General features: G+C 67.0%; 20 protein-coding genes and 2 tRNA genes. 7 read left to right on the top strand and 15 right to left on the bottom strand.

The window, feature by feature from the left end; all coding sequences use genetic code 11:
- The first annotated feature begins 163 nt into the window (after positions 1-163).
- Positions 164-964 (top strand): HTH-type transcriptional regulator BhcR, encoded by an 801-nt coding sequence (bhcR, locus tag AC13CR_RS09635; protein WP_292953512.1) that lies wholly within the window; start codon positions 164-166, stop codon positions 962-964.
- On the opposite strand, the gene AC13CR_RS09630 is transcribed toward bhcR, so the two are convergent.
- The 4 genes from AC13CR_RS09630 to AC13CR_RS09615 form a co-directional block, all read right to left on the bottom strand.
- Positions 961-3,225 carry an adenosylcobalamin-dependent ribonucleoside-diphosphate reductase gene (locus tag AC13CR_RS09630; RefSeq protein WP_292953509.1) on the bottom strand — a complete coding sequence of 755 codons (2,265 nt, stop codon included), beginning with the start codon at positions 3,223-3,225 and terminating at the stop codon, positions 961-963. The genes bhcR and AC13CR_RS09630 overlap by 4 nt on opposite strands.
- 195 nt (positions 3,226-3,420) lie before the next feature.
- Complete coding sequence (gene olsA / locus AC13CR_RS09625) at positions 3,421-4,287, bottom strand: lyso-ornithine lipid O-acyltransferase (RefSeq protein ID WP_292953506.1); 867 nt, start codon at positions 4,285-4,287, stop codon at positions 3,421-3,423.
- On the bottom strand, positions 4,284-5,066 hold the full coding sequence (gene olsB, locus AC13CR_RS09620; protein ID WP_292953503.1) for an L-ornithine N(alpha)-acyltransferase: 783 nt from the start codon (positions 5,064-5,066) through the stop codon (positions 4,284-4,286). Before olsB ends, olsA begins: the two co-directional genes overlap by 4 nt.
- 154 nt (positions 5,067-5,220) lie before the next feature.
- Positions 5,221-5,400, bottom strand: a complete 180-nt coding sequence (locus tag AC13CR_RS09615; RefSeq protein ID WP_292953500.1) for a DUF3553 domain-containing protein — start codon at positions 5,398-5,400, stop codon at positions 5,221-5,223.
- A gap of 39 nt (positions 5,401-5,439) precedes the next feature.
- Here AC13CR_RS09615 and AC13CR_RS09610 point away from each other — a divergent pair, with 39 nt between their 5' ends.
- Positions 5,440-6,069, top strand: a complete 630-nt coding sequence (locus AC13CR_RS09610) for a histidine phosphotransferase family protein (protein ID WP_292953497.1) — start codon at positions 5,440-5,442, stop codon at positions 6,067-6,069.
- A gap of 43 nt (positions 6,070-6,112) precedes the next feature.
- On the opposite strand, the gene AC13CR_RS09605 is transcribed toward AC13CR_RS09610, so the two are convergent.
- The 5 genes from AC13CR_RS09605 to AC13CR_RS09585 form a co-directional block, all read right to left on the bottom strand.
- Positions 6,113-7,414, bottom strand: coding sequence for a glutamate-5-semialdehyde dehydrogenase (locus tag AC13CR_RS09605; protein WP_292953494.1), 1,302 nt, complete (start codon positions 7,412-7,414; stop codon positions 6,113-6,115).
- A gap of 221 nt (positions 7,415-7,635) precedes the next feature.
- Positions 7,636-7,712, bottom strand: a tRNA-Asp gene (locus AC13CR_RS09600).
- 25 nt (positions 7,713-7,737) lie between these two features.
- A tRNA-Asp gene (locus AC13CR_RS09595) sits at positions 7,738-7,814 on the bottom strand.
- A gap of 141 nt (positions 7,815-7,955) precedes the next feature.
- Entirely contained in the window at positions 7,956-9,590 is a 1,635-nt protein-coding gene (locus AC13CR_RS09590; protein ID WP_482919994.1) for a PRC-barrel domain-containing protein, read from the bottom strand.
- A gap of 99 nt (positions 9,591-9,689) precedes the next feature.
- The gene (locus AC13CR_RS09585; protein ID WP_292958036.1) at positions 9,690-10,790 is read right to left on the bottom strand and encodes an anhydro-N-acetylmuramic acid kinase; all 1,101 of its coding nucleotides are present in this window, start codon (positions 10,788-10,790) and stop codon (positions 9,690-9,692) included.
- 59 nt (positions 10,791-10,849) lie between these two features.
- Here AC13CR_RS09585 and tyrS point away from each other — a divergent pair, with 59 nt between their 5' ends.
- Both tyrS and AC13CR_RS09575 read left to right on the top strand, forming a co-directional pair.
- Positions 10,850-12,094 carry a tyrosine--tRNA ligase gene (gene tyrS, locus AC13CR_RS09580; protein WP_292958034.1) on the top strand — a complete coding sequence of 415 codons (1,245 nt, stop codon included), beginning with the start codon at positions 10,850-10,852 and terminating at the stop codon, positions 12,092-12,094.
- Between the two features lie 121 nt (positions 12,095-12,215).
- Positions 12,216-12,368 (top strand): hypothetical protein, encoded by a 153-nt coding sequence (locus AC13CR_RS09575; RefSeq protein WP_446232335.1) that lies wholly within the window; start codon positions 12,216-12,218, stop codon positions 12,366-12,368.
- Between the two features lie 123 nt (positions 12,369-12,491).
- Here the strand turns inward: AC13CR_RS09575 and AC13CR_RS09570 are convergent, their stop codons facing one another.
- From AC13CR_RS09570 to AC13CR_RS09545, 6 genes are all read right to left on the bottom strand, one after another.
- The gene (locus AC13CR_RS09570; RefSeq protein ID WP_292958030.1) at positions 12,492-13,403 is read right to left on the bottom strand and encodes an SPOR domain-containing protein; all 912 of its coding nucleotides are present in this window, start codon (positions 13,401-13,403) and stop codon (positions 12,492-12,494) included.
- A gap of 190 nt (positions 13,404-13,593) precedes the next feature.
- Positions 13,594-14,226: a uracil phosphoribosyltransferase gene (gene upp, locus AC13CR_RS09565; protein WP_292958028.1), complete on the bottom strand. Its 633-nt coding sequence runs from the start codon at positions 14,224-14,226 to the stop codon at positions 13,594-13,596.
- On the bottom strand, positions 14,223-15,182 hold the full coding sequence (locus tag AC13CR_RS09560; RefSeq protein WP_292958027.1) for an adenosine deaminase: 960 nt from the start codon (positions 15,180-15,182) through the stop codon (positions 14,223-14,225). Before AC13CR_RS09560 ends, upp begins: the two co-directional genes overlap by 4 nt.
- Complete coding sequence (locus tag AC13CR_RS09555; RefSeq protein ID WP_292978177.1) at positions 15,179-16,366, bottom strand: phosphopentomutase; 1,188 nt, start codon at positions 16,364-16,366, stop codon at positions 15,179-15,181. The genes AC13CR_RS09560 and AC13CR_RS09555 overlap by 4 nt, the downstream gene beginning before the upstream one ends.
- Complete coding sequence (locus tag AC13CR_RS09550) at positions 16,359-17,645, bottom strand: thymidine phosphorylase (RefSeq protein WP_482900458.1); 1,287 nt, start codon at positions 17,643-17,645, stop codon at positions 16,359-16,361. Before AC13CR_RS09550 ends, AC13CR_RS09555 begins: the two co-directional genes overlap by 8 nt.
- Positions 17,642-18,037 (bottom strand): cytidine deaminase, encoded by a 396-nt coding sequence (locus tag AC13CR_RS09545; RefSeq protein ID WP_446232334.1) that lies wholly within the window; start codon positions 18,035-18,037, stop codon positions 17,642-17,644. Before AC13CR_RS09545 ends, AC13CR_RS09550 begins: the two co-directional genes overlap by 4 nt.
- Before the next feature lie 129 nt (positions 18,038-18,166).
- Between AC13CR_RS09545 and AC13CR_RS09540 the strand changes: the two genes are divergently transcribed.
- The 3 genes from AC13CR_RS09540 to AC13CR_RS09530 all read left to right on the top strand — a co-directional run bounded on the left by AC13CR_RS09540 (position 18,167) and on the right by AC13CR_RS09530 (position 22,956).
- On the top strand, positions 18,167-20,446 hold the full coding sequence (locus tag AC13CR_RS09540; protein WP_292958019.1) for an NADP-dependent malic enzyme: 2,280 nt from the start codon (positions 18,167-18,169) through the stop codon (positions 20,444-20,446).
- A 9-nt stretch (positions 20,447-20,455) separates the two neighbouring features.
- A complete protein-coding gene (locus AC13CR_RS09535) occupies positions 20,456-20,764 on the top strand; it encodes a hypothetical protein (RefSeq protein ID WP_292958017.1) in 309 nt (102 codons plus the stop codon).
- A 281-nt stretch (positions 20,765-21,045) separates the two neighbouring features.
- On the top strand, positions 21,046-22,956 hold the full coding sequence (locus tag AC13CR_RS09530; RefSeq protein WP_482900457.1) for a propionyl-CoA synthetase: 1,911 nt from the start codon (positions 21,046-21,048) through the stop codon (positions 22,954-22,956).
- Positions 22,957-23,036: the final 80 nt, after the last annotated feature.

Here is a 23,036-nt window from a genome sequence, read left to right as displayed (position 1 = left end):
GAAATGCTAGCCCTGCCCTTGCAAGTTCGCAATTTTTCTGGAAATCATTTCCGGCAAGCGGAAATGTTCCGGATTGTCCCGTTTTTACAGAGCGTTGCGATTTTCCAGTTGCGCAACGGGATTTTCGTCCGCAAGAGATGGCTGAATTAAGCAGAGGTTGAAAATGGCTGAACCGCAACGCAAACGGGGTCGCCCGCGCAGCGCGCCCGAGGCCGCGGGCACGATTCAGGCGCTGGACAGGGCGCTGGACATTCTGGACCTGCTGGCCGCCCATCCCGGCCTGACGCTGTCCGAGGTGGCCGAAAGGATGGACCAGTCGCCCTCGACCGTGCACCGTGTGCTGCATACGCTGGCCGCGCGCGGCGTGGCGGAAAGCGACCCGGCAACCCAAGCCTGGCATATCGGGCCGGCAACCTTCCGGCTGGGATCAGCCTTCATGCGCCGCTCGGGCATCGTCGAGCGCGCGCGCCCGATCCTGCGCGCACTGATGGAACATACCGGGGAAACCGCCAATCTGGGTATCCTGAACGGCGACGCGGTGCTGTTCGTCAGCCAGGCCGAAACGCACGAGACGATCCGCGCCTTCTTTCCGCCCGGCACCCGCTCGGCGCTGCACGCCTCCGGCATCGGCAAGGCGCTGCTGGCCTTCGGCCGCCCCGAGATCCTGCGTGAGGTGCTGGAGCGCGCGCCGCTGCAACGCTTTACCGACAACACCCTGACCACGCCCGAGGCATTGCAGGCCGACATGTCGCGCATCCGCCATCGCGGCTTCGCCTTCGACGACGAGGAACGTACCCGCGGGATGCGCTGCATCGCCGCCCCGGTCTTCGATCTGACGGGCGAGGCCGTGGCCGGCATCAGCGTCAGCGGCCCGACCCACCGGATCGGGCACGAGCATGTCAAGACGCTGGGCGCCGCCGTCGCCGCCGCCGCGGGCGATCTGACCCAGGCGTCAGGCGGCTAGCCGCATTTGGAATGGCCGCAGCTTGGGCAGGTCATGCAGCCCTCGACCATCCGCATTCCGTATTGCCCGCAGCTTGGGCAGGCCGGGCCGCCGGGCGCCTCGCCGATGGTCATGACCTCGGCCTTCGGGTCCGATTTCAGCCCCTTGCCCTCGCCTTCCAGAAAACCGATGGCGATCATGTGGCGTTCGATCACGCCGCCGATCGCGGCGAGGATCGAGGGGACATAGCGGCCGGCCATCCAGGCGCCGCCACGCGGGTCGAACACCGCCTTCAGTTCCTCGACCACGAAGGACACGTCCCCGCCGCGTCGGAACACCGCGCTGATCATCCGCGTCAGCGCCACGGTCCAGGAATAATGTTCCATGTTCTTGGAATTGATGAAGACCTCGAAGGGCCGGCGATGACCCGATTGCACGATGTCATTCACGGTGATGTAGATCGCGTGTTCGCTGCCCGGCCATTTCAGCTTGTAGGTCGCGCCCTCCAGTTCGGCCGGACGGTCCAGCGGCTCGGTCAGATAGACCACATCGGCGCCCTGATCGGCCTCGGGCGCGGTTTCGGACTTTTCGCTGACCGACAGCACGCTGCCGGTCACATCGTTGGGTCGATAGGTGGTGCAGCCCTTGCAGCCCAGATCCCAGGCCGACAGATAGACATCCTTGAATTCCTCGAAACCGATATCCTCGGGGCAGTTGATGGTCTTGGAGATGGAACTGTCGACCCATTCCTGCGCGGCGGCCTGCATGGCGACGTGATCGCGGGGGGCCAGCGTCTGCGCGTTCACGAAATAATCCGGCAGGGCCGCGTCGCCATGCAGGTCGCGCCACATCTGCACGGCGTAGTCGACCACCTCTTCCTCGGTGCGCGAACCATCCTTCTGCAGAACCTTGCGGGTATAGGCATAGGCAAAGACCGGCTCGATCCCCGAAGAGACGTTGCCGGCGTAAAGGCTGATTGTCCCGGTCGGCGCGATGCTGGTCAGCAGCGCGTTGCGGATACCGTGTTTTGCCACCGCCTCGCGCACATCCGCGTCCATCTTCGACATGAAGCCGGATGCAAGATATTTCCCGGCATCGAACAGCGGAAAGGCGCCCTTCTCTCGCGCCAGATCGGTGCTGGCCAGATAGGCGGATCTGGCGATGGCCTTCATCCAGACGCGCGTCTGTTCAACCGCATCAGCCGCGCCGTAGCGCAGGCCCAGCATCAGAAGCGCATCGGCAAGGCCGGTGACGCCCAGTCCGATCCGGCGCTTGGCCTGCGCCTCGGCCCGCTGCTGCGGCAGCGGGAATTTCGAGGCATCGACGACATTGTCCATCATCCGGATGGCGGTCCGGACCAGGCCGTCCAGCGCCTTTTCGTCCAGCCTGGCGGCATCGGTGAAGGGATCCGTCACCAGCCGCGCCAGGTTGACCGAACCCAGCAGGCAGGCGCCATAGGGCGGCAGGGGCTGTTCGCCGCAGGGATTGGTCGCGGCGATCGTCTCGACATAGTTCAGGTTGTTGGCCTTGTTGATCCGGTCGATGAAGATCACGCCGGGTTCGGCGTAATCATAGGTGGCCTTCATGATCCGGTTCCAAAGATCGCGCGCCTGAACCGTGCGATAGACCCTGTCGCCATAGGTCAGGTCCCATGGCCCGTCGGCCCTGACCGCCTCCATGAAATCGTCGGTGACAAGGACGGACAGATTGAACATGCGCAACCGGGCGCTGTCCTGCTTCGCCTCGATGAAGTGTTCCACGTCCGGGTGGTCGCAGCGCATCGTCGCCATCATCGCCCCCCGGCGCGACCCGGCCGACATGATCGTGCGACACATCGCGTCCCAGACATCCATGAAGGACAGCGGGCCGGACGCGTCGGCCGCCACGCCCTTCACCTCGGCTCCGCGCGGGCGGATGGTGCTGAAATCGTAACCGATCCCGCCACCCTGCTGCATGGTCAGCGCGGCCTCCTTCAGCATGTCGAAGATGCCGGCCATGCTGTCGGGAATCGTGCCCATGACGAAGCAGTTGAACAGCGTCACCGAGCGGCCGGTGCCCGCGCCCGCCAGAATCCGTCCGGCGGGCAGGAACTTGAAATCCTCCAGCGCGGCGTAGAACCGATCCTCCCACAGCGCGGCGTCCTTCTCGACCCGCGCCAGATCGCGCGCCACGCGCCGCCAGCTATCCTCGACCGATGCGTCGATCGCCTTCCCCTCGGCGTCCTTCATCCGGTATTTCATATCCCAGATCTGTTCGGCGATGGGGACGGCAAAGCGGGTCATAGCGGCATTCCTTTGGCAGTCACGACGGGCGAGACCACTATATATAGTCATCGGAGAGACTTCGGATAACCCGCCGATCATGCGCGTTCAAGCCTCAATAGGGAAGCCCCCGAAGATCGGCATTTCCGCGCAATCAAGGCCGATGCAACACCCGCCGGGACACCGCCCAACCGCGTCGCCGCTTGCGCCCCTCTCTCAGCCCTGGCGCCTGGGCGGGTTCTGGACAAGTCCCTGTTCGACCCCGCCCCGCACCGCGGCCTCGGTCTTCGCGGCCAGAGATTTGCGCGTCTCGCCCGCGACCGGCACCGGCTGATGCAGCACCACCTCTGCCATTCCCTGACGGCGCGCGGACAGCACTGCCAGCAGGTGATCGGCCAGCGCCATGTCGGCCCACCAGCCGTAAAACCGCGGATCAGCGCCTTCGGGTGCGTGGTAGATCACGCTCATCGGCTGGATGGCCAGATCCGCGGGCAGGCCGGGATCCAGAAAGCCCTGAAACAGCGTCGGCTTGAAGGCCAGAACGCGGCGACCATCGGTCGAGGTGCCCTCGGGAAAGAACAGCAGCCGGTGGCCGGCGCGGATGCGGGCAGCGAATTCGGTCGCCTGCGCACGGGCAAATTTCGGGTCACGGACCACGAAATGCGTGTTCGTGACCGCCGTCAGGATATTGATCCCCGGCCAGCGGCGAACCTCGGCCTTGCTGACGAAAAAGACCGGCATGGCGGCGTTCATGGTCAGGATATCGAGCCAGCTCGAATGATTCGCCACCACCGCGCCGGGGCCGCGCATGGGTCGCCCCTTGCGCTGCCAGTCCAGGCCGATACAGGCCAGGACCAGCCGGCAGACAAGTTGCACATGCGGCCCCGTCCAGGGCCGGCGCGAGCCGTGGATCAGCCTCTCGGCCGCGCGCAGCGGCAGGATCAGCACCACGCCCAGCAACAGCACCAGCAATGCCGGCACAGCCCGCCGGATCACCCGCCACCATTCCGCCACGCCGTGCGGGCGCGGCAAGGCCGGAGGCGCGCCTTCGCGCCATGTGGCCTCGCGCAATGGCCCGCTCATTGGCCGTGCCAGCGGCTTTCATAGAACTTTCGATGCTTGTCCGACATTGCCTTGGTATCCATCAGCAGGAACACATCGGTCGTGTTGAACGCGCGGTCCACGAAAGCACCTTCGCCCACCAGCCCGCCCAGCCGCAGATAGGCCTTGATCAGCGCCGGCATCGACACCAGCGCCTCGCGCCGGTCCAGCCGTTCGGGCGGAATCAGGTCCATCGGCTGAAAGCCCGCCGCGCGCGCGCGCGGGCGCAGACCCAACGGCGCCAGATGGTTGTGATGCAGCCAGCTCAGCGAGGGTGCCAGTTCGGCCGGGTCGGTGCCGTGGAAACTGGCCACGCCGAACAGCACCTCGATCCCCAGATCCAGCACATAATCGGCCAGCGCGTTCCACAGCAGGAACATCCCCGAGCCACCCCTGTAATCGGGATCGACGCAGGACCGGCCCAGTTCCAGCAGCGATCGCCCCGATTGCCGCAGCGGTGTCAGATCGTATTCCGCATCGCAGTAGAATCGCCCGAATTCGGCCGCGCGGCTGCCGGGCAGAAGGCGATAGGCGCCGACCACGTGATCCAGGTCTTCGGCGGAACGGCGGGTGTCGATCAGGCACAGATGATCGACGACCGGATCGAATTCGTCGCGTTCCAGCCGCGCCTCGTGGTCGACCAACGCGCCATCGCCACCCAGTTCCTCGACGAAGACACGATAGCGCAGGCGCTGTGCGGCCTTCAGATCGCGCTCCGAGGTTGCGATGCGGATGTCGAAATAGGAGGGGGCGGACTTCATGAAGCCTGAAGGATTGTTGCAGGGCGGTGCGGCCTGTCTAGGCGCGGGGCGGCATCATTGCAACATGGCCGGATCGGCGAGCGGCGGTTGACTCCGGGTAAGGCTTGAGGGATACAACCCTTGGTTGCAGAACGACGTTCATGATTGAAAGACTTCACGAATCCCGCGTCCAGACGATATCCAGAACGACCCGCCGGCCGTCTATCACACGCTTTCCGGCCTCGGTGAAATTCACGGTAATGCGATCCCCGATCCGCGACTGCACCTGTCCGTCGCCCCATTCCGGGGCCGCGGGATGGCGCACGATCATTCCGGGTTCCAGCATCTCGTTCAAGGCCGCACCTCGCATCATCGTCAAGGAAGGTAAACCCGCATGACGCTCGACACAATGCAGATCGGATCCGGCGAATTGGCGCAAATGGTGGGGTCGCGGCTGTGCCATGACCTGATCTCGCCGCTTGGCGCGATCGGCAACGGGGTCGAATTGCTGGAGATGTCGCCCGATTTTCCCGGCATTTCCGACAGCCCGGAATTGCGTCTGATCGCCGAATCGGTGGCCGCCGCGCGGGCCCGGATACAGGCCTTCCGAATCGCGTTCGGGCAGGCGCAGGGCGATCAGCGCGTCAGCCGGGCGGAACTGGCGCGTCTGGCCGAGGGGGTTTCCGCGCAAGGGCGACTGAAGGTTCAGCTTGATGCCCAGGGCGACTTCGCACGCGCCGATGTGCGGATGGTCATGCTGGCGCTGATGTGTCTGGAGACCGCGCTGCCCTGGGGCGGGCGGGTGATGATTCTGCACGGCTCGGCCGGGTGGCGATTCGTCGCCGAGGCAGATCGCACCAAGCCCGATACCGCGCTGTGGGCGCTGTTCGATCCGGGCGCCGAAGGCAGTCGCGCCTGCGGCCCCGCCGAGGTCCATTTTGCCCTGCTGGCCGATGCCGCGCGTCGCGCCCGCCGCGGCATCCGCTGGGAGGTGGACGAACAAGGCGCCGAAATCGCCTTCTGAGGCAAGGGGCCGACCCGGGCCGGCTTGCCGCACGGCAGGGCGATCAGTCGCGGATGGCTCCCTTGCCCGTCACCAGATACTTGAAGCTGGTCAGCTGCTCGGCCCCCACCGGCCCGCGGGCATGCATCTTGCCGGTGGCGATTCCGATCTCGGCACCCATGCCGAATTCGCCGCCATCGGCGAACTGGGTCGAGGCGTTGCGCATCAGGATCGCGCTGTCCAGACCGGCAAAGAACCGCTGCGCGACCCGGTCGTCGCGGGTGACGATCGCCTCGGTGTGCTGGCTGCCGAAACGGCGGATATGGTCGATCGCGCCCTCGACCCCATCGACCAGTTTCGCGGCGATGATCATGTCCAGAAACTCGCGTCCGAAATCGTCATCTTCGGCCGTAACCACCCCCGGCAGACCGGCCAGCGCGCCCTCGGCCCGAACCTCGACGCCAGCCGCGACCAGATCGGCGATCAGGTCTTCGCGCAGCCCGCGATCCGCGGCGCGGTCGATCAGCAGACATTCCGCCGCACCGCAGATCCCCGTCCGCCGAGTCTTGGCATTCAGCACCACGCGGCGGGCGATGTCGGGATCGGCGGCGGCATCGACATAGACGTGACAGATGCCTTCCAGATGCGCAAAGACCGGAACCCGCGCCTCGCGCTGCACCAGCCCGACCAGACCTTTGCCACCGCGCGGAATGATCACGTCGATCAATCCCTGGGCCTGCAACATGGCGCTGACAGCGGTCCGGTCGCGCACCGGCACAAGCTGGATCGCATCTTCGGGCAAACCTGCCTGGCGCAGGCCCCGCACCATGCAATCATGGATCGCGACGCTGGAATTCAGGCTTTCCGATCCGCCGCGCAGGATCACCGCATTGCCCGATTTCAGCGCCAGCGCGCCCGCGTCGGCCGTCACGTTGGGACGGCTTTCATAGATCACCCCCAGCACCCCGATGGGCGTCCGCACGCGCTGAATATGCAGACCCGTCGGCCGATCCCATTCCGCGATCACCGCGCCCACCGGATCAGGTTGTTCGGCCACCGCGCGCAGGCCGTCCTCGATGCCGCGCAGACGGTCCCGGTCCAGTCGCAGCCGGTCCAGCATGGCACCGCCCAGCCCGTTCTTCCGGGCCAGATCCAGATCCGCGGCATTGGCCGAAAGAACCTCGTCGGCCCGCTGGCGGATCGCCTCGGCCGCGCCGATCAGCGCCGCGTGTTTGCGCTCGGCCGAGGCCGTGGCCAGCGTCACCGAGGCCGTCCTGGCCGCCGCGCCCATCCGCGCGATCAGGGCCGCCGATTCATCCATGTCCTTCATCGCCTTTCGCCTCGCTGCAGGGCGCGCGGGTCGCATCGCATGACGGGTTCGATCCGTGCCCGGTCGCGTGAAATGTCACCCATACCCAATCCCGCAAGGAAACAGGAGTCCTGATATGACCCATGACCCGCCCGTCCCGGACCATGCCTTCCGTCGCAACTCCGTCGTCGTGACAAGGCGACGCATGACGCGACATGCCTGCGCCCGGGCAAGGCGCGCCGGTATCGGGAAAAGAGATGGGGAAGGCTGATGAAGGATGGCGCGGTTGACGGGGCTCGAACCCGCGACCCCCGGCGTGACAGGCCGGTACTCTAACCAACTGAGCTACAACCGCACACATGTCGGGCGAAGGATGTGAGTGGCGCGGTTGACGGGGCTCGAACCCGCGACCCCCGGCGTGACAGGCCGGTACTCTAACCAACTGAGCTACAACCGCACACTCGCATCCCCCGGCCGATCGCCCGCCGGGGTGAGCGGGGTTTACGCACAGCGCCCGGTCCCGTCAAGGCCGCGTCACAAAAAATCGCGCGCCGGAACGGTCCGGCGCGCGATCGGGTTTCAGGCGGCTTTCGCGGCGCTATTCGGCTGGCTTGTATTCCGGCATATCCTCGATCTGCTCGGAATCCTGCGCGATATAGGCGCGGACCGTTCCCTCGCCATCGCGCTGGAACGAGATCTGGTCCATCGGCAGCGAAACCTGACGTTCGCCCATTCCCAGAAAGCCGCCGACACTGACGATGGCGGCGTTGTTGGCTGTGTCGAAACTGTCAACCTCGCCGATCTCTTCATCATCCGAGGCAAAGACCTGAAGCCCGTCCAGACCGGTCGCGACGACCTCGTCGGCGTTGACCACGGTCTGTCCTTCCCGCTGCGCGATCTGCGCGGCTGCGGTCTGGATCCCAGCATTCTCGGCACTGGTATCCTTGGCGTTGGCGTCAGTCGCAGCCGCTCCGCCAGCAGCCTGATCCCCGGCAGCGGGCGCCGCCGCGCTGTCGTTCGCGGCCTGGCCGGGGCCGGCCATGGACGGCGCGGCTTGTTCCGTTGCCGCGCCCGTTGCCGCGCCGCCGGTATCGGCTTGCCCGGTTGCCGGGGCATCAGTCGCGGCCGTTCCTTCAGCCGCCTGGTCCCCGGCAGCGGGTGCCGCCGCGCTGTCGTTCGCGACTTGGTCCGGAGCGGCCGTGGTCGGCGCGGTTTGTTCCGTTGCCGCGCCCGTTGCCGCGCCGCCGGTATCGGCTTGCGCGGTTGCCGGGGCATCAGTCGCGGCCCTTCCTTCAGCCGCCTGGTCCCCGGCAGCGGGTGCCGCCGCGCTGTCGTTCGCGGCCTGGTCCGGAGCGGCCGTGGTCGGCGCGACCGTCGCGGACGGTTGTCCGCCGGCGTCGCCGGCATTCCCGCCGGGCGCCGGCGGCGCGCTTCCTTCGGGCGCGGCCGCTTCATCCGCCCCGCTGGTCGTGTCGCCTGCGCTGGCGGAATCCGCCGGATTCTGTGACACCGAGCTGTCGGAAGCGGTTGCATCCTGAACGCCATCCGCGGCTGCGGTGCCATTTCCGGCAGCCGCGCCGTCGGCCGATTGTCCTGAAGCACCTGCATCTGCCGGGCTAGTTGACGCCTGGTCGGCACCCCCTGCCGGCTGTGCCGCGTTTTCATCCGCCGCGTTTCCGGCCGCATCAGGTGACGCGGCCGTATCAGATGCCGCGCCGCCGGCGTCCGATGCCGCTGTATTTCCGCCTCCGCCTGCGGCGGTTGCCGAATTGCCGCCTTGTGCGCCATCCGCCGCAGCCGTCGCCGTGGCATTGCTGTCCGCCCCGGCGGTTCCGGTGTTCTGGCGCGTCACGGTCAGCTCGGCCGTTTCGGGTGCGTTGACCACCACCTCGGGCTCGCCCTCGGCGGGCTTCATCTGCGCCTGCTGGCCAGCGCCATCGGCGAAGGTCACCGTCGGCTCGCACGCCTCGACGCTGACTTCGGGCGGGGCCTGCGTGACGGAAACCATCGGCTCGCCGCCCGCGTCGGCGGGCATGGTGATGGTGACTTGCGGCGGTGTCTGCGTAACCGTCACCTTGGGCGCGCATTGCTGCACGGTGACGCCGCTGACTGCCGCATTCTGGCTTTCGGCCGCAGGGGCAGTCCCGGTGGTCTGGGCGTTCTGGTCCTGCGCCAGGGCCGGGCCTGTCAAAAGCGCCAGCGCAGCAACGCTTCCCAAGAGATGTCTGGTCATGTCTTCCTCCGTATTTTCCTCGGGCCGCCGCTGCGGCTTCGCAGGCTCAACCGCGAGGGCGTGACAGGGTTCCCGAACCCGTGACCACGCTGCACGATCCTACAGCCGGGGATGACTGATCCGACCGCCGCAGGCCGGGGCCGGAACGCCGGTCGTGCCGGGGCCGGAGGTCGGCAATCCCCGCATCACCCGCACCGCCAGCCAGCCGAAAGCCTGCGCCTCAAGCATGTCGCCATCCAGTCCGGCCGCCTCGACCGGCATGACCCGTGCGGGCAGGATATCGCGCAAGGCGGACATGATCGCGCCGTTGTGCCGTCCGCCGCCGCAGACCAGGACCAGCGCGGGCGCGGCCGGCAACCAGCGGAACGCCGCGGCCACCGATCCCGCCAGCGCCGCGACCAATGTCGCGGCGGCGTCGGCATCGGCCAGCCCCGAGACGGCCGCGGCCAGGCCCGCGAACTGGTCGCGATCCAGTGATTTCGGCGGCTTCCGGTCGAAAAAGGGATGGCGCAGGAAATCCGCCACGGCCCCCGAATCGGCACGGCCTGCCGCGGCCAGGGCGCCGCCCTCGTCGCGGCTTTGCCGCCGGCGCGCGCGCATCAGATCGTTGATCGGTGCATTGGCGGGCCCGGTATCGAAGGCCAGACAGGCCCCGTCCGCCTGCGGCGCGGGGGCGGCCGGATCAAGCCAGGTGATGTTACCCACCCCGCCCAGATTGAGAAAGGCCAGCGGCGCGGTCGGCAGATGGCCCTGCCCGATCGCCCATTTGGCGCAGGCCCAGTGGAAGAAGGGCGCAAGCGGCGCCCCCTCGCCGCCCTGTCGTACATCCTCGCTGCGAAAATCCCACACGACCGGCCGCCCGATCCGCCGCGCCAGCGCCGCCCCGTCGCCCGCCTGATGCGTGCCGCGCCCCCGCGGATCATGGGCCAGGGTCTGACCGTGATAGCCGATCAGCTGGGCCTCGGGAAAATCCGCCGCCAATTGGACATGTGCGGTTTCAGAGATCGCGGCCGCGTGCGCCGCGCCCGGATCGCCCGGCCACAGGCCCCGCGCCGCGTCGAGAATGGCGGCCTCGTTGTCCGAGACCGGAAGAAAGCCGCTGCGGCCAAAGCCTGCGATATCGCTGCCATCAGTGTCGATCAGCGCGGCGTCGACCCCGTCCATCGAGGTTCCCGACATCATTCCCAGAGCCCGGATCATCACGCTTTTCCTTTTCCGTCACAGCCGGTATATCCGCCGCGACGCAGAGGAAAAACCCCATGACCTATCAGCCCAGATCCGAATTCCTGCGCGTGATGATCGACCGTGGCTATGTCGCCGACTGCACCGATCACGAGGGGCTGGACCGGGCGCTGCTGGCGGGGCCGGTCACGGCCTATATCGGCTATGATGCGACGGCGGCCAGCCTGCATGTGGGACATCTGCTGAACATCATGATGCTGCGCTGGTTCCAGAAGACCGGCAACCGGCCGATCACGCTGATGGGCGGCGGCACCACCAAGGTCGGCGATCCCTCGTTCCGGTCAGAGGAAAGGCCGCTGCTGGATGCGGCCGCGATCCAGGCCAATATCGACGGGATGGGGCAGGTCTTCGCGCGCTACCTCGATTATGGCGACGGCGCGGCGCTGATGCTGAACAACGCGGAATGGCTGGACGATCTGAACTATCTCGATTTCCTGCGCGACATCGGGCGGCATTTCAGCGTCAACCGAATGCTCAGCTTCGAATCGGTGAAGTCGCGGCTGGATCGCGAACAATCGCTGTCCTTCCTGGAATTCAACTACATGATCCTGCAGGCCTACGACTTTCTGGAACTGCACCGGCGGCACGGATGCCAGTTGCAGATGGGCGGATCGGACCAATGGGGCAATATCGTCAACGGGATCGACCTGACCCGGCGGGTGGACGATGCGGTGATCTGGGGGCTGACCTCGCCGCTGCTGACCACCAGCGACGGGCGCAAGATGGGCAAATCCGCGGGTGGAGCGGTCTGGCTCAGTGGTGCGATGCTGTCGGCCTATGATTTCTGGCAGTTCTGGCGCAACACCACCGATGCGGATGTGGGCCGGTTCCTGAAGCTCTACACCGAATTGCCGATCGAGGAATGCGACCGGTTGGGCGCCCTGCAGGGTTCGGAAATCAACGATGCCAAGATCCTGCTGGCCAACGAGGTCACCTCCCTGCTGCACGGCGCCGACGCCGCGGCCAGCGCCGAGGCGACGGCGCGCGAAGTCTTCGAGCAGGGCGGGGCGGGCGGCGATCTTGATGTCGCGGTATTGCCGGCGGACGCATTTTCGGGCGGGCTGTCGGTCGTTCAGATGCTGGTTCAGGCCGGCATCACGTCCAGCGGCAAGGAGGCCAAGCGCCTGATCGCCGAAGGGGGCCTGCGGTTGAACAATCAGCCGGTCACCGATCCGCAGATGCCGATAGGATCGGCGATGATCGGCGATGGCATGAAGGTATCGGTGGGCAGGAAAAAACACCGGATGGTCCGGATCGGCTGAGGCCCGATGGGGCCGAATACCGCGCATTCGAGCTGTGACGCGGCGTCATGGCTCTGGCATCCACGGCCGCCGCCGTCTATCTGAACCTGCTTGCAAGAGAATCCTCCTATGGAGAGACGAGATGAGCGACGACAAGCGATCGACGGATGCGCCCCGGATTTCAGACCAGCCGGGCAAGGAAGCCGCGGCTTCGGATGCCGCGGGCGCTGCCGCGCGGCCCGCGCCGATCCGGCGCGCGATCGTGACCGAACTTGATGCCCTGAAGCCGGTCTGATCCCGGCAGGCCGATCTGCGGGATCTGAGCCTGGTCAGTCCATCTTTTCGATCCGATGCCTTGCGTCGCGGCCTTGCATGTCCCGCCTCCGTCCGCGGATCTGGTCCGGTGGCAGTCAGTGCCCTATCGGGCCACAGCGCGTGGATAGCCGTTGCGGCGCAGATGATTCAGGGCCTCGACCAGCGAGCGGCGGTCGCGAAACGGCCCTGCAAGGATGATCCGAACCCTGATCCCGCCCCGTCGGCCATAGGTCTGCGCCACGCGATAGCCAAGATCGGAAAGCCGCCGGATCGCGCCGGCCGCATTCGCCTCCGCCGCATAATCTCCGATCCGGACATAGCGGGCCGAGGCCGGAATCATTTCGACACGATCCGCTGCCACGGTCGCGGCCCGCGATCTGCGGGCCGGGCCGGAGCTGGCGACAGCTTTCCTGGCGGCCCTGTCCGGCGGCCGCGACGCGGCGGGACGCCGGTCCCGGCGAATGGATGAGCCGGCGACAGCCGGCGATGTCCTGCGCCCTGTTTGTCCGGCATCCTGCGGGTCGGCCTCGCCTTCCATCGCGCCCCGGCGAACCCGCGCGGACAATGTGACCGGCCGCATTCCCGCGCACAGGCCAAGCGTGACATCCTGCCCCAGCACCGGCGCGGCACCCGGATCGGCCACATAGCCCAGCTTTTCGCACAATCCGTCGGGCGCGTCCTGCATCGCGGCCATCGCGGCCCGAACCTCTGCTTCCTTCGTCATCACCGTGTCCAAGTCGCGCGCGAAGGCCTGTTGGCCGGATGCCTCGGCAGGCGCGGCGATCGGCTGCGCCACACGGGGGTCGGCCGTGAATTCGCCCGCGCGAAGCCCGAAAGCCAGGGCCTGGATCAACCGATCCTCGGGGCTGGGCGGAACCTTTGCCTCGCCCAGCGGAAGCACGCGGTCCGTTTCAGGATCCGTGCGCCGGGTCGAGAATGTCGGAGGAAATCCGCAGATCCGCACCCCGGTCTTGTCCAGCTTCGGTATCCATTCGCCATCCGCGCGTCGAAACACGCATCCGGCACCGTCGATATACTGAAGGGCCGCAAAATCCTCGGGAGGCGGCGGTGCCGGCGCAGCCAGGACCGGCCCCGCCGCCATCATCCACAACAAGATCCCGACCAGCACCCGCATAAATCACCCGCGATTCGACCCTTCATGTCACGGGATAGGGCAAAAGCCTGAAACGGTTGTTAACGCGGTCCTATTTCGTGCCGAACATCCGGTCGCCCGCATCGCCCAGACCGGGCACGATGTAACCGTGATCGTCCAGCCGCTGGTCCAGCGCGGCGGTCCAGATCGGCACATCGGGATGGGCCTCATACATCCTGCGAACGCCCTCTGGCGCGGCCAGAAGACACAGGAAACGCAGATTCCTTGCGCCACGGGATTTCAGCATGTCGATCGCCGCGACAGAGGAATTGCCCGTGGCCAGCATCGGATCGACGACGATGGTCATCCGCTCATCGAGGCTGGGCACCTTGCAGTAATATTCGACCGGCTTCAGCGTCTCGGGGTCGCGGTAAAGACCGACGAATCCCACCCGCGCCGACGGAATCAGCTCCAAGATACCGTCCAGCAGACCATTGCCGGCCCGCAGGATCGAGATCAGCGCCAGCTTCTTGCCAGCCAGCGTCGGTGCCTGCATCTCGCAGATCGGGGTCTGGATGGTGATGTCGGTCAGTTCCAGTTCGCGCGTGACCTCATAGGCCAGAAGCAGGCTGATCTCGCGCAGAAGCTGGCGGAAGGTGGCGGTCGAGACGTCCTTCTGCCGCATGATTGTCAACTTGTGCTGGATCAGCGGATGCTTGACGACACTCAGGTGGGGATCGGTCACGCGAATTCCTTTCTCAGCCGGTCGCGGGTTTCGGGGTCGCAAAAGGCGGCCTCGGCTGCCCATTGGTTGATCTGCAGGAAGTCCTTTTCGCCCCAGCCGAAGGCATCGGCAAGGCGGTCGTATTCCTTGCCCATGTCGGTGTGAAAGAACGGCGGATCGTCGGTCGAGACGGTCACTTTCACCCCCGCATCGGCCAGCCGCGCGATGGGATGGGCGTCCCAGGAATTCCACAGCCCAAGCGCGATGTTCGAGCCGGGACAGACCTCGAGCACCGTCCCGCGTTCGGCCAGATCGCGCACAAGCGCGTCGTCTTCGATGGCGCGGACGCCGTGGCCGATGCGGCTGACACCCAGCGACAGCGCCTGCCGGATGCTGTCCGGCCCGCCCCATTCACCGGCATGACAGGTCAAGCCCAGGCCGGCCTCGCGCGCGCAATCGAAGCTCCAGGCGAAATCGGTGGCGCGGCCCGTCGTCTCGGCGCCGCCCATGCCGAAGCCGGTGATCCAGCCGCCCGCCGTTTCGGCCGCGCAGACCGCCGATCTGCGGGCGCGATCGGCGCCGAAATGACGAATGCAGGTGACGATGCCGCGGCTGTCGATGCCCTGCTTGCGCATCTGGTCCGCGACTTCGGTCATCGCGGCCAGGTAATCGCGCCATGCGGCCAGATCGCCGCCGCCGCAGAATTCTGGGCTGACGAAAAGCTCGGTATGGATCACGCCCGTCTCGGCGCTGCGTTCCAGCACTTCGGCCAGCAGGCGGGCATAGTCGCGCGGGCCCTGCAGAATGCTGGTCGCGGCCTCGTAGACGCGCAGGAAGTCGTTGAAATCGGCATAGGCATACTGGCCCCGCGCGTCAAAGATCGTGGGCAGATCGACGCGCTTTTCAGCCGCCAGCGCGCGGATGAAATCGGGCGGGGCCGCGCCTTCCAGATGCAGGTGCAATTCGATCTTCTTCACAGAAACGACCTTCCATGCTGCGGCGCGGGCAGATCCAGATGGTCCATGACCGAGGCGCCGATATCGCTGAACCCCACCTGCCCGACCGGCCGCCTGCCCAGCCCGTGCCCCAGCACCGGCACCCGTTCGCGCGTGTGATCGGTGCCATGCCACGACGGATCGTTGCCGTGATCGGCGGTAAAGATCGCCAGATCACCGGGCCGCAAAGCCTCGATCAGCCGGCCCGCCACCGTATCGAACCATTCCAGATGCCGGCCGTAGCCGGCAACATCGCGCCGGTGCCCGAAATTCGTGTCGAATTCGACGAAATTGGCGAAGGTCAGGCTGCCCGGTTCGGCCTTTCGGCCCAGGTCGATCAGCTGTTCGGCCAGATCGGCGTCGGATTTGCCCTTCCACAGATGCGCGATGCCGCGATGGCTGAAGATATCGCCGATCTTGCCGATGCCGTGGGTGACGCGCCCCGCCGCCGCCGCGATGTCGAGGATCGTATCGGCGGGCGGCGCGATGGCGAAGTCGCGGCGATTGGGGGTGCGGCGGAACCGGCCCGGCGCCTCGCCCAGAAACGGCCGGGCAATGGCGCGGCCGACGCGCATGTCATGCAGCATGGGGGCGATTCCCTCGCACAGCGCAATCAGCCGGTCCAGGCCGAAATGCTGTTCATGCGCCGCGATCTGCAACACGCTGTCGACCGAGGTATAGCAGATCGGCCAGCCGCTGCGGATATGTTCGGCCCCGAACCGCTCGATCACCTCGGTGCCCGAGGCGTGGCAATTGGCAAGGATCCCCGCGGTTCCGGCCAATTGGCACAAACGTGCCGTCACCGCCGGCGGAAAGGCGGGCTGCGTGTCGGGAAAATAATGCCAATCCCACGGCACCGGCACGCCCGCCATTTCCCAATGTCCCGACGGCGTGTCCTTGCCGACCGAGATCTCGGTCGCGGCGCCCCACAGGCCCTGCGGTTGCGCGGAAAGCCCCGGCACCGTCAATCCGCTGGCAAGCCCGATCGCCGCGCCAAGCCCCAGACGGTCCAGATGCGGCATGGCCAAGGGGCGGGCCTGCGCGATATGGCCGATGGTGTTCGCGCCGGTATCGGGCCGCCCCTCGTTGAAGAACCGTGCCGCATCGGGGGCGCCGCCGATACCGGCGCTGTCCATCACGATCAGAAAGGCGCGATTGCTAGTCATCTGTGTCCAGCCTTTCGCGGATCAGCGGACCGGGCGCAATCCCGTCCCCGATCCGGTAGGCGGCCGCGACCGCGGCGACGGCGATCTCGGCGGCGGTTTCGTCGGCGGCATGGACGATGGCCAGGGGCCGGTCCGGACCGACCGCCTCGCCCAGTTTGGCAAGCCGCGACAGGCCGACACGCACATCAATCGCATCACCGGCGCGCACCCTGCCACAGCCAAGCGCCACGACAGCATGACCAAGCGCCGCGACATCGATGGCATCGACCGAACCGGCAGGCGCAGGAACCGGATGGCAGGCAGGCGCGGTCGGCAAATGCGCCGCAGGCCGGTCCAGCAGATCGCGCGGCCCGCCCTGCGCCGCGACCATGCGGCCAAAGACCTCGGCCGCCGCGCCCGCATCCAGCTGCGCGGCAGGATCGCCCCCCTGCCCGGCAAGGCGCAAGGCCTCTGCCGACAATTCCAGCACCAGATCACGCAAGGCGCCGCCTTCGCCGCGCAGGACACGGATCGCCTCGGCCACTTCCAGCGCGTTTCCGGCCGATCGCGCGAGCGGCTGATCCATATCGGTAATCAGCGCCGAACAGCGACATCCCGCGCCATTGGCGGTGCGGACCAGCGATTGCGCCAAGGCTCTCGCCTGATCGGGTGATTGCAGAAACGCGCCCGATCCGGCCTTCACGTCCAGAACCAGCCCCTCCAGCCCCGCCGCCAGCTTTTTCGACAGGATCGAGGCGGTGATCAGGTCGATTGATCCGACCGTCGCGGATTCGTCGCGGATCGCGTAGAGCCTGCGGTCTGCGGGCGCGATATCGCCCGTTGCCGCGACGATGGCGCAGCCGGTTTCACGCAGGATGCGGCGAAAATCGTCCTCGGGCTGGTCGCAGACGAAGCCGGGGATCGCCTCCAGCTTGTCCAGCGTGCCGCCGGTGTGACCAAGCCCGCGACCCGAGATCATCGGCACATAGACCCCGCAGGCCGCCAGCAGCGGCGCAAGGATCAGGCTGACGGTGTCGCCGATGCCGCCGGTCGAATGCTTGTCGACGACCGGCCCCGGCAGATCCCATCGCAGCACATGCCCCGAATCGCGCATCGCGCGGGTCAGCGCCACGCGCCCGGCCTCGCCCGTGCCACGGGTCAGGACCGCCATCGCGAAGGCGCCTGCCTGCGCGTCGCTGACGGATCCGTCCGCCAGCCCCTGCGCGATCAGCGTGGCGCCGGGGCCATCCAGCCCGCGTCCATCCCGAAGCGCGGCGATGACGGGGCGCGGATCGGTCATCCGGCCCGGGTCATGTGGCCCGCATCGAATCGGCCGGGCAGCAGATCGCCGATCGTGGTGGTCTGGCGGGCTCCGTCGACCGTGCCCATGATGACGGGGGTGTCGGCGCGCCCGAACTCGGCCAGTTTCTGCCGGCAACCGCCGCAGGGCGGGCATGGGGCGGGCGCATCGGCGATGACCGCGACCTCGACCAGTTGGGTCTCGCCGGCCGCGACCATGGCGCTGATGGCTCCGGCCTCGGCGCAGGTGCCCTCGGGATAGGCCACGTTCTCGACGTTGCAGCCGCGATAGATCCGGCCCGATGCGCCGCGTATCGCCGCGCCGACCTTGAACTTCGAATATGGCACATAGGCCGCTTCGCGGACCTCTTGCGCAGCATTCAGCAGCGACATCGTCACCCCCTGATTTCGTTGAGGCAGTCTTGCGCCCCGACGGGGGCGAACGCAAGCCGATGCCGCCTGTTCCCGGCGCCGCAAATGGTTTAACGGTGAACCAAATTCGGCTTGCGGAGGGGGACAGAGATGGAAGAACGCCGGCAGGACAGCGCGCGGCAGGCCGCGCTGGATTACCACGAATTTCCGCGCCCCGGAAAGCTGGAGGTCCGCGCGACCAAGCCGCTGGCCAATGGCCGCGACCTGTCGCGGGCCTATTCGCCCGGCGTGGCCGAAGCCTGCCTGGAAATCAAGGCCGATCCGGCGACCGCCAGCCGCTATACCGCGCGCGGCAATCTGGTCGCCGTCGTGACAAATGGCACCGCCGTTCTGGGCCTGGGCAATATCGGCGCCGCGGCCTCCAAACCGGTGATGGAAGGCAAGGCGGTCCTGTTCAAGAAATTCGCCAATATCGACTGTTTCGACATCGAGGTGAACGAGGCCGATCCCGAGAAACTGGCCGATATCGTCTGTGCGCTGGAACCGACATTCGGCGCGATCAACCTGGAAGACATCAAGGCTCCGGACTGCTTCATCGTCGAAAGGCTGTGCCGCGAGCGGATGAACATCCCGGTCTTTCACGACGATCAGCACGGCACCGCCATCGTGGTGGGCGCCGCGGCGACCAACGCGCTGCATGTCGCGGGCAAGCGGTTCGAGGATATCAAGGTCGTCTCGACCGGCGGCGGCGCGGCGGGGATCGCCTGTCTGGACATGCTGCTGAAGCTGGGCGTCAGGCGCGAAAACATCTGGCTTTGCGACATTCACGGGCTGGTCCACGAGGGCCGGGCCGAGGACATGAACCCGCAAAAGGCGGCCTATGGCCAGCCGACCGATCTGCGCAGCCTCGATCAGGTGATCGAGGGGGCCGACCTGTTCCTTGGCCTGTCCGGTCCCGGCGTGCTGAAGCCCGAGATGGTGGCAAGGATGGCCAGCCGGCCGGTGATCTTCGCCTTGGCCAACCCGATGCCCGAAATCCTGCCCGAGGATGCGCGCGCCGTCGCCCCCGACGCCATCATCGCCACCGGTCGCAGCGATTATCCCAACCAGGTCAACAACGTGTTGTGCTTTCCCTTCATCTTCCGCGGCGCGCTGGACGTGGGCGCGACAACGATCAACGACGAGATGGAACTGGCCTGTATCGAGGGTATCGCGGCCCTGGCCCGCGCCACCACCGCCGCCGAGGCGGCGGCCGCCTATCGCGGCGAGACGCTGACCTTCGGCCCCGAATACCTGATCCCGAAACCTTTCGATCCGCGCCTGGTCGGGGTCGTCTCGACCTCGGTCGCCAAGGCAGCGATGGCATCCGGGGTCGCGACCCGTCCGCTGGACGACCTGGACGCCTACAAGCGCAAGCTGGACGGATCGGTCTTCCGCTCGGCCCTGATCATGCGCCCGGTCTTCGAGGCTGCGGCCACCTCGGAACGGCGCATCGTCTTCGCCGAGGGCGAGGACGAGCGTGTGCTGCGCGCGGCCAATGCGATGCTGGAGGAAACCACCGACAAGCCGATCCTGATCGGCCGCCCCGAGGTCGTCGCCATGCGGGCCGAACGCGCCGGCCTGCCGATCCGGCCCGACCGCGACTTCGAGATCGTGAACCCCGAAAGCGATTCTCGCTATCGCGATTACTGGGAAACCTATCACCAGTTGATGGCACGGCAGGGGGTCAGCCCCGATATTGCGCGGGCGATCATGCGCACCAACACAACCGCCATCGGCGCGGTCATGGTCCATCGCGCCGAGGCCGACAGCATGATCTGCGGCACGTTCGGGCAGTATAGCTGGCATCTGCAATATGTCCGCCATGTCCTGGCGCGCGACGGGCTGCATCCGGTCGGGGCGCTGTCGATGATCATCCTGGAAGACGGCCCGCTGTTCATCGCCGATACGCAATGCCACAACGATCCCACGCCGGAACAGGTGGCCGAAGCCGTCCAGGGCACCGCACGCCATGTCCGCCGCTTCGGTCTGACGCCCAAGATCGCACTCTGCGCCCATTCGCAATTCGGCAATCTCGACACCTATACCGGCCGCAAGATGCGCGAGGCCATGGCGCTGCTGGACGCACGCGAACCCGATTTCATGTACGACGGCGAGATGCATGTCGATGCCGCGCTGGATCCCGAACTGCGCGAACGCATCTTCCCCGGATCGCGGCTGCAGGGCGCGGCCAACGTGCTGGTCTTTGCGGGCACGGATGCGGCCTCGGGCGTCAGGAACGCACTGAAGATGCGCGCCGGCGGGCTGGAGGTCGGGCCGATCCTGATGGGCATGGGCAACCGCGCCCATATCGTGACGCCCTCGATCACCCCCCGCGGCCTGCTGAACATGAGCGTGCTGGCCGGAACCCCGGTCGCGCATTACAGCTGAGGCGCGGTGATGCCCGGCCTGCGCGCGCGATACGAACAACAGGTTCGGGCGCTGGCGCGGCGGGCTGATGATCTGCGCGCCGCGGGTCTTGCCGCCGAAGAGATCGCGCGCGGGCTTCACGCCGAACGCCGGGCCTTGTCGGCCCGCTACAAGGCGCTGACGCCCGAACCGCTGCGCAGCCGCATCGCCGCCCGCAGCATCGCGATCCATGGCGATCCCGACGGCCCGAGCATCGACTCGCTGCGCGCCGCCGGCAAAAGCTGGGATCAGATCGCCGAGGCCGCTGCGTGTCCTGGCCGCTTTCCGCCGCTGGGATGAAAGCCTGCCCGCCCAGATCAGCGGTCTCGCCCCTGCAGCCGGGCCCTGCAACGCCGCGCGGGCAAGCCGAGATCAAAGGGCCGCGGCTGCCGCCGGTGACGGGCGCGGAGGGCATTGAAAGAAAGTCGGGCGCTGGTCCGGCCCGCCACGATCCGGCCACCGCAGCCGCACCCGGCGCAATTCACGCCGCTTTCCTGGACCGTCCCGCCGGGGATGCCGCTAACATGGTTGCACAGCCTCCGTGCTGCCCCATAACAAGTCCCAGGGAGAAGGAGGACGTCATGGCCTACAAGGACATCTATGCGGGCTGGAAATCCGATCCGGAGGGGTTCTGGATGCGCGCGGCGCAGGCGATCGACTGGGACCGCGCGCCCGGCCGCGCCTATTCCGATGATGGCCCGGCGGGCGAATGGTTCGCGGAAGCGATGGTCAATACCTGCTGGAACGCCGTGGATCGTCATGTCGAGGCCGGCTACGGCGACCGCCTTGCCATCATCCATGACAGCCCCATCACCGACAGCATCCAGCGCATCACCTATGCCGAGCTTCGCGACCGCGTGGCCCGCCTTACAGGCGCGCTGCGCACCGCTGGCGTCGGGAAAGGCGACCGCGTCATCATCTACATGCCCATGGTTCCCGAGGCGCTGGAGGCGATGCTGGCCTGCGCGCGGCTGGGGGCGATCCATTCGGTCGTCTTCGGCGGCTTCGCGGCGCATGAACTGGCCGTGCGCATCGACGACGCCCGGCCCCGCGCTATCATAGCCGCGTCCTGCGGGCTGGAGCCGGGGCGCATCGTCGCCTACAAGCCGCTTCTGGACCGGGCCATCGATCAGGCTTCGCACAAGCCCGATTCCTGCATCATCCTGCAACGCGAACAGCAGCCGGCCGAACTGATCGCGGATCGCGATCTCGACTGGGACCGGGTCACGCGCGACGCCGCGCCCGCCGATTGCGTGCCGGTCGAGGGTCATCACCCGGTCTATATCCTTTATACCTCGGGCACGACGGGTCAGCCCAAGGGCGTGGTGCGCCATACGGCGGGTCATCTGGTCGCGCTGCAATGGTCGATGCACAACATCTACGCGATCGAGGCCGGAGATGTGTTCTGGGCCGCATCGGATGTCGGCTGGGTCGTGGGCCACAGCTATATCTGCTATGGTCCGCTGATCGCGGGCGCGACCACCATCGTGTTCGAGGGCAAGCCCGTCGGCACCCCCGATGCCGGCGTCTTCTGGCGAGTGATCCAGGATCATGGGGTCAAGTCCTTCTTCACCGCGCCCACCGCGATCCGCGCCGTCAAGCGCGAGGATCCCAAGGGCCAGTTGATCCGCGACTATGACCTGTCCTGCCTCAAGGCGCTGTTTCTGGCAGGCGAACGCGCCGATCCCGATACCGTCGAATGGGCCGAAAATCACCTGACCGTGCCGGTGATCGATCATTGGTGGCAGACCGAAACCGGATGGGCCATTGCGGCCAACCCCCTGGGGATCGAACGGCTGCCGGTCAAGTCCGGCAGCCCGACCGTCGCCATGCCGGGATATGACGTGCAGGTCCTGGACGAAGGCGGCCAGCCGGTCGCCCCCGGCACGCTGGGCGCGATTGCGCTGAAACTGCCGCTGCCACCCGGCACGCTGCCGACATTGTGGAATGCCGAGAACCGGTTCCGACAAGCCTATCTGGCGCATTTCCCCGGCTATTACGAGACCGGCGATGCCGGCTATCTGGACGAGGACGGCTATCTCTATGTCATGGCGCGCACCGATGACGTGATCAATGTGGCCGGCCACCGCCTGTCCACCGGCGCGATGGAAGAGGTTCTGGCCAGCCATCCGGCGGTCGCGGAATGCGCGGTGATCGGCGTTGCCGATCCTCTGAAGGGTCAGGTGCCGCTGGGCCTTCTGTGTCTGAAGAAGGGCGTGAATGACCCGCCGGATCAGGTGCTGCGCGAGGTGGTGGGTCTGGTTCGCGACCGTATCGGCCCGGTCGCGGCCTTTCGCCTGGCCTGCATCGTGGATCGCCTGCCCAAGACGCGCTCGGGCAAGATCCTGCGCGCGACCATGGCCCGGATCGCTGATGGAGAAGATGTCGGGACGCCGGCCACCATCGATGACCCCGCGATCCTCGACGAGATCGCGACGGCCCTGCGCGGCCTCGGCCTTGGCCTTGGCCTCGGCCTTGGCAGGGGTGCCTGACCGACCGCGGTGACGGCAAGATCGTTACAAGGGTCGGTCGCGGGCCTATAAAGGAGATCAGGTGGCTGGCCGGCGCGGAT

It is taken from the genome of Paracoccus sp. L-17, from assembly GCF_056857655.1.
This window is presented reverse-complemented; position numbering and strand designations above follow the sequence as displayed.

Coding starts and splice junctions, on each gene's coding strand:
- olsA (WP_292953506.1), bottom strand. CDS start 4,287: ATGAGCGGGCCATTGCGCGAGGCCACATGGCGCGAAGGCGCGCCTCCG.
- AC13CR_RS09610 (WP_292953497.1), top strand. CDS start 5,440: ATGACGCTCGACACAATGCAGATCGGATCCGGCGAATTGGCGCAAATG.
- AC13CR_RS09535 (WP_292958017.1), top strand. CDS start 20,456: ATGCCCGGCCTGCGCGCGCGATACGAACAACAGGTTCGGGCGCTGGCG.
- AC13CR_RS09550 (WP_482900458.1), bottom strand. CDS start 17,645: ATGACCGATCCGCGCCCCGTCATCGCCGCGCTTCGGGATGGACGCGGG.
- AC13CR_RS09530 (WP_482900457.1), top strand. CDS start 21,046: ATGGCCTACAAGGACATCTATGCGGGCTGGAAATCCGATCCGGAGGGG.
- AC13CR_RS09555 (WP_292978177.1), bottom strand. CDS start 16,366: ATGACTAGCAATCGCGCCTTTCTGATCGTGATGGACAGCGCCGGTATC.
- AC13CR_RS09540 (WP_292958019.1), top strand. CDS start 18,167: ATGGAAGAACGCCGGCAGGACAGCGCGCGGCAGGCCGCGCTGGATTAC.
- olsB (WP_292953503.1), bottom strand. CDS start 5,066: ATGAAGTCCGCCCCCTCCTATTTCGACATCCGCATCGCAACCTCGGAG.
- AC13CR_RS09585 (WP_292958036.1), bottom strand. CDS start 10,790: ATGATCCGGGCTCTGGGAATGATGTCGGGAACCTCGATGGACGGGGTC.
- AC13CR_RS09605 (WP_292953494.1), bottom strand. CDS start 7,414: ATGCGACCCGCGCGCCCTGCAGCGAGGCGAAAGGCGATGAAGGACATG.
- AC13CR_RS09590 (WP_482919994.1), bottom strand. CDS start 9,590: ATGACCAGACATCTCTTGGGAAGCGTTGCTGCGCTGGCGCTTTTGACA.
- AC13CR_RS09575 (WP_446232335.1), top strand. CDS start 12,216: ATGAGCGACGACAAGCGATCGACGGATGCGCCCCGGATTTCAGACCAG.
- bhcR (WP_292953512.1), top strand. CDS start 164: ATGGCTGAACCGCAACGCAAACGGGGTCGCCCGCGCAGCGCGCCCGAG.
- tyrS (WP_292958034.1), top strand. CDS start 10,850: ATGACCTATCAGCCCAGATCCGAATTCCTGCGCGTGATGATCGACCGT.
- AC13CR_RS09545 (WP_446232334.1), bottom strand. CDS start 18,037: ATGTCGCTGCTGAATGCTGCGCAAGAGGTCCGCGAAGCGGCCTATGTG.
- AC13CR_RS09630 (WP_292953509.1), bottom strand. CDS start 3,225: ATGACCCGCTTTGCCGTCCCCATCGCCGAACAGATCTGGGATATGAAA.